Source organism: Deltaproteobacteria bacterium (assembly GCA_016219225.1).
Classification (GTDB): Bacteria; Desulfobacterota; RBG-13-43-22; order RBG-13-43-22; family RBG-13-43-22; genus RBG-13-43-22.
In genome coordinates this window covers 1-4,037 of sequence record JACRBX010000140.1, presented here as the reverse complement: position 1 = coordinate 4,037, position 4,037 = coordinate 1, and the positions used below count along the sequence as shown (strand labels likewise).

Here is a 4,037-nt window from a genome sequence, read left to right as displayed (position 1 = left end):
TTACCACGAAGACTCGAAGGCACAAAGAAATGCATAAAGCTTTCATGTTTGTTTAACCCTCATGAAATTAAGACCTTCTTTGTGTCTTAGTGTCTTAGTGGTAAAAAATTTTCTTGCCATTTTGAGAAGAATTTTATTCCTTAGTTACTAATGGGCCGCCAGATCCCCTGGTCCAGCCAGATTTGGGAAAAGGGTTCTCCGACAGAGACCACCCTGGTCTTCAGCCCCTCCGGATCGATTTCAACCTCTTTCCCGTATTGCGGGTCCCAGGGTTCCACCAGGATGGCCCCTTTATCCAGTTTTTTCATAATAGGCAGGCAGGGGTCTCCCCAGGAGGCGGATCGAATCCTTTGCCGGAGGCTTTCCAGCGTTCCAAAGGCCAACAGTTGATGAAGGGTAACCATGGTCGGAGGACTAAGGGTGATCTCTCCCTTCATATTCCCCTGGAGTCCTTTTTCCGGATTGACCCAAATTCCCAGGACGGTTTCCCGGTCGTCGGGAATACATTCCTGGCCTTCCGGCATAAAGGCAATAAAGAAACGGGTGTCGAAACGTTTGGGCATGGCCTCCGGGGTAATCCAGTGAGACCAGGGGAAGAGGTTTGAAAAGGAAAGCTTTAAGTCTTCATTCGAAACCCTTTCTTGAAGCCATCCCTCCTTGAGTTTTCCCTCGGAACGGAGGGCACAGGCCTTTTTGAGAGAGTCCTTAAAATTATTCCTTGACCCTGCCAGAAAAACTCCGGCCTCTTCAAAGGTCTCTCTTATCGCCGCTACCCCATAGGCGATGATTTCTTCGGGTTTCAACCCGGGTCCAAAGCCCTTTAAAAGATCCTCAATCGACCGATCGATGAAAGGTGTCCAGAATTCGGCCTGCCCATCACCCGGGTCCAAAGCGCCCCCAGGGAAGACATAATTTCCCGGAAAAAATCCGCTCCCGGTGCTCCGTCTGAGCAGGTAAATCTGGAGTTCCTTTTCATGCTCCCGGACCAGAATAACGGTGGAGGCCGGCCTTATTTTTTTTGGTGATTCTTTTATTTTGTCCATGGCTATTTATATACCAAACCCTCATGTCCCACGGAGGCGCCACAAATCATGAAAATATCGAATGTCGAAGTAAGGTTGGTTTTAAACCCGCAACCCGTAACTCGCAACCCGCAACCCGTAACATTATTTTCGCACTAACCTCAAGTCTCCTTCCAGACCGGTTCCCTTTTTTCAATAGAGGCGCTGAACCCCTCCACTGCGTCCGGCCAGAGGGCCTGGGAGGCCATCAACTCCTTGGCATAATGATAGGCCTGACGTTCAGGCAGTTCGATCTGCTGGTAAAAATGTTGTTTGGAGATACCCAATACTTTGAGGCTGTATTGGGCGATTTCCTTAGCCAGCTTCCAGGTCTCCTCTTCCAACTGATCATCGGGGACCACCCGGTTGACCAATCCCCATTCCAGGGCCGTCCGGGCGTTGATAAAGTTACCGGTGAACAGCATCTCCAGGGTCCGCTTCTGGCCGATGGCCCGGCTGACCGCTACGGTCGGGGTGGAACAGTTGTAGCCGATCTTGATGCCGGTCATGGCAAATTGGGCCCCTTTTTCAGCCGCCACCGCCAGATCACAGCCGGCTACCAGATGACAGCCGCCGGCCATGGCGATCCCATGGACCTGGGCGATAATCGGTTGGGGTATCTGATGCATAAGGGCATACATATCAATACAGGTCTGGAAAAGGTCCCGGACATCGGTGATCGGTTGATTGAGGACCTCCAGCCGGTCATGGCCGGAACAAAAGATCGGGCCATTGCCTTTGATAATAATAACCCGGGCCTTTTTTTCTTCAGCGGCCTTTTTGAAACAATCCATCATCTCTATCTCGGCCTCCTTGCCCAGGGCATTTCTTTTCTGAGGCCGATTCAAGGTGAGGATCCCGATCCGTTCCTTTTCTTCATAAAGGATGTGTTGGTATGGCATAATAATCTCCTTGTGATGGGGTTGCTCAAAGCTCAAAGCTGAAAGCTCAAAGGAAAACCCAATGCCTTTGGTTCCTAACAGCACTCAGTCCGAGAATTTAACTCCTCATTTTGAATTTTGACTCCTAAATTCAAAAATTTCAAATATCTTTGATTTACCTTAAGTCTTTAGCCTTGAGCCTTGAGCCTTGAGCCTTGAGCCTTGAGCTTTGAGCCTTGAGCCTTGAGCTTTGAGCCTTGAGCCTTGAGCTTTGAGCTATTTTTTTATTTCTTCCATTCCTTATCCCGTAATATCCGGCGAAGGGCCTTTCCGGCTGCAGATCGAGGAATTTCGTCCACGAATTCAACGGCCACCGGCACTTTATATGGGGCCATTCGGGTCCGGCAAAAGCTTCGAATCTCTTCTATCGAAGCGGTTTCCCCTTCCTGAAGCTGAATAAAGGCCTTGGGGGCCTCCCCTTTTATTTCATCGGGGATGCCGACAATGACCAGGTCTTTGATCTTGGAAAAAGCCAGCATCATATCCTCCACTTCGGAAGGAAAGACCTTTTCGCCGCCCACATTGATCATGTCCTTCTTGCGATCTACGATATAGGCGTAGCCGTCTGCATCCATGCAGGCAATGTCCCCGGAATGAAACCAGCCCTGGTCGTCAAAGACCTCCCGGGTGGCCTCCGGCTTGTTGAGATACCCCTGGGTGACACAGGTGCCCCGGACGCACAATTCTCCTTGTTGACCAGGGGGCAGGATGTTCCCCATTTCATCCACAACCTTGATCTGGGCGTCATCCATTCCTTTGCCGCAGGAGCCGATGCGGGTTTCCGTGTAAGGGGAAGTAGTCCCGACACAAGAGACTTCGGTCAGACCCCAGGCCTCGGCATAGCGCCATTTAAGCCGCTCTTCTATCTGACGAATGAGATTCTCCGGCATTTTGGTGGCCGCCGAAAGGCAGAAGCGGACCGATCCGGTTTCCCGCTGATCCAGGTCCGGTTGTTTCAGCAGGAGATTATACATGGGAGGGACCCCCTGAAAGACCGTCGGTTTAAATCGCTCGATGGCCTCCAGGGTCTTGTCGGGATAAAATCGTTCTACGGTAATAACCGTGCCTCCCTGGGAAAGCATGCCCAAGGTGCCGTTGACCAGCCCCCAGCAATGGAAGATGGGGGTGGCCACCATGATGGTGTCCTCGGGTTTAAAGTGGACCTTCCCGAATTCCCGGGCATTGTGCCAGACATTAAGATGAGTGGCCATGACCCCCTTGGGCCGGCCGGTCGTGCCCGAAGTATACATGAGATGACACAGGTCGCTTCCTTTGGTTTCCGGAGGATCCAAGAGGCCTTTTCCTGCGGCAAGCATGGATTCAAGGACGGGATAGTCCTTGGCCTCCTGATTTTTAAGGGAGAGGATCACGGTCAGCGAGGGAACCTCAGACCGGAGGGATTCGATAATCGGCAGCCTTTGGGCATCGGTCAGAACGGCCCGGGACCCACAGTCTTTCAGGATATAGGCCACTTCCTGTTCCCGGAGCATGGCATTGACCACATTGACCGTCAACCCGGCCCGAACGGTCCCCAAATAGGCGATGATCAACTCCGGGAGGCTGGGCAGAAAAAGGGAAAGGACCTCTCCTCTTTTCAGTCCCAGGTCTGATAATCCTTGGGCGGTCCGGTTGATCAACCGGTCCAGTTCCGAATAGGAGATTTGGCGGTCTTCAAAAATAATCGCGGGTTTTCCCGGAGTTTCCTGGACAGGTCGTCTGATAAGATTGGAAACGTTCATAAGCACCCCCGAAGGCTTTTAATATCCTATATACCATAAAATTCAATACCGGCCATATTTTATTCTTGCTCTCCCTCTCCTCTCTCGGGCGCTTAGTAAATCCACATCGACAAAGTTTTGTCGATGTGGCAAACAATTTCCTTTCCCTGATGAGCCGTGGTCATTGGGCCTTCAGGTCATGACGGCGCCGCCATCGACGCTGATTGCCTGGCCCGTGATGTTCCTTGCTTCTTCCGAGGCGAGATAGGCGACGAGGCTTCCCACGTCTTCGGCTGTCTGAGGCCGTCCCAGGGCCG

At 51.9% G+C, this 4,037-nt stretch carries 4 protein-coding genes; all 4 read right to left on the bottom strand.

Annotation, left to right across the window (positions count from 1 at the left end; all coding sequences use genetic code 11):
* Positions 1–140: 140 nt before the first annotated feature.
* Positions 141–1,043, bottom strand: a complete 903-nt coding sequence (locus tag HY879_11955) for a hypothetical protein (GenBank protein MBI5604060.1) — start codon at positions 1,041–1,043, stop codon at positions 141–143.
* Positions 1,044–1,183: 140 nt separating this feature from the next.
* On the bottom strand, positions 1,184–1,963 hold the full coding sequence (locus HY879_11950) for an enoyl-CoA hydratase/isomerase family protein (protein ID MBI5604059.1): 780 nt from the start codon (positions 1,961–1,963) through the stop codon (positions 1,184–1,186).
* A 263-nt stretch (positions 1,964–2,226) separates the two neighbouring features.
* Complete coding sequence (locus HY879_11945) at positions 2,227–3,741, bottom strand: AMP-binding protein (GenBank protein MBI5604058.1); 1,515 nt, start codon at positions 3,739–3,741, stop codon at positions 2,227–2,229.
* 171 nt (positions 3,742–3,912) lie between these two features.
* Positions 3,913–4,037, bottom strand: a 125-nt coding sequence (locus HY879_11940; GenBank protein MBI5604057.1) for an SDR family oxidoreductase, incomplete at its 5' end; no start/stop codon positions are given.